Source organism: Brunnivagina elsteri CCALA 953 (assembly GCF_002289455.1).
Taxonomy (GTDB): Bacteria; Cyanobacteriota; Cyanobacteriia; order Cyanobacteriales; family Nostocaceae; genus Brunnivagina; species Brunnivagina elsteri.
This window is the reverse complement of the sequence record NZ_NTFS01000737.1, coordinates 1-1,451: the sequence shown is the minus strand read 5'-3', so window position 1 is coordinate 1,451 and position 1,451 is coordinate 1. Positions and strand designations below refer to the sequence as shown.

General features: G+C 40.8%; 3 protein-coding genes and 1 pseudogene. All 4 read left to right on the top strand.

From position 1 onward, the window contains the following. Positions 1-44 precede the first annotated feature (44 nt). Positions 45-321: pseudogene (locus tag CK510_RS30330) on the top strand (SAM-dependent chlorinase/fluorinase); the annotation flags it as partial. 150 nt (positions 322-471) lie between these two features. Further along, positions 472-738, top strand: coding sequence for a type II toxin-antitoxin system ParD family antitoxin (locus CK510_RS30325; RefSeq protein WP_095725113.1), 267 nt, complete (start codon positions 472-474; stop codon positions 736-738). Then, the gene (locus CK510_RS30320; RefSeq protein WP_095725112.1) at positions 735-1,040 is read left to right on the top strand and encodes a type II toxin-antitoxin system RelE/ParE family toxin; all 306 of its coding nucleotides are present in this window, start codon (positions 735-737) and stop codon (positions 1,038-1,040) included. The genes CK510_RS30325 and CK510_RS30320 overlap by 4 nt, the downstream gene beginning before the upstream one ends. A 40-nt stretch (positions 1,041-1,080) precedes the next feature. Next, on the top strand, positions 1,081-1,451 hold a 371-nt coding region (locus tag CK510_RS30315), incomplete at its 3' end, for a DUF2301 domain-containing membrane protein (protein WP_245912529.1).

Here is a 1,451-nt window from a genome sequence, read left to right as displayed (position 1 = left end):
CTTTATTATATATTTAGTTTGGTAAATACTTTATTCATGTTGCAATGAGTCAAGCAAGGCTGCTCACTTTGTTAAGCGATTTTGCCGATCGCGATATCTTATGTTGGGGTGATGAAGGGTGCGATCGCTCAAGTTAATCCCAAAATCCAAGTGGTGGATTTGACCCATCAGATTCCACCCCAGGATGTCGCTGCTGGTCGGTTTTGTTTGATGGGTGCCTTTCCTTATTTTTCGGATGGGACGGTGCATCTGGCTGTGGTTGACCCTGGTGTGGGGAGTAATCGTCGAGCGAGACCTTCGGTAAGCTTCGCTAACGCATTTTTTGGTAGCGATGGTTGGGTAGAAATCGCCATCAATGGGGGTAATGCGCGATACTCTCTCCGGAAGTCGCGATCGCGATCGCAATTAGATATTCAGTTAGCGCAAATAGTTGAATTAGTTTTATGATATTAGTTAACAGAGGTATTTGATATGGATATCACTTTAAAGCCGGAACAAGAGCAGTTTATCCAAGAAAAGCTTCAGAGTGGTAAGTACCAAACAGCGAATGAAGTTATAGTTGAAGCTTTTCGGCTATTGGAAGAAAGAGATAAGCGTTACCAAGAATGGTTAGAAGAAACTCGTCAAAAAGTAGCCATTGGATTGGCTGAGTTAGAACGTGGAGAAGGTGTAGACGGGGAAGTTGTCATGGCAGAACTTCGAGATATGATTCATCAAGTGCGTGAGAATCATGCATGAATCGCAGTTATACAATTTCCCCAACCGCGATTAAAGATTTGAAAGGTATTTTAAATTACTTTTTTGAGCGAAATATAAATGCTGGTGAAGCTTTTACTGATGCATTTGAGCGAAAGTGTGGAAATATTGCCAATTTTCCGAATATAGGACGTAGTTATGAGGAATTAGCACCTTCTCTTCGAGGAATTCCGATAGATGGTTACATCATTTTCTACACAGTGACAGAAGAGAGCATTGAAATTGCTAGGGTAGTTAGTGGTTATAGAGATTTAAGTAATCTTTTTTCAGAAGCAGATGATTAGGTTTAAAGTATAGTTATAACCCCTCACCCTAACTATTCTTATGGTTTCTGCATCCGAAGTATATCAAGGACAGTTTGGCGAATTTACGGTTGATGAGAGCGATCGCAAAAGTGTAATTATCTATCGTGCTGGATTAATGGTTGCTGCCCTCTGTTTTGCTGTTGCGAGTGGGCTAGTTTTATTCAGTAATAACTCTGATATTTATTGGTTAGTGACACCTTTATATACTGTATTTGGGATTGCCCTTGGTGTCAGTTTGTTTACGATTCATATTTACATGGCGGCTTTACATCGCGCCCTGCAAGCTTTTTGGCTGATTGGTGCAATTTCAGCATTTGCGATCGCTCTCATCAACCGTAAATTCGCCAAACTGTCCTTGATATACTTCGGATGCAGAAACCATAAGAATAG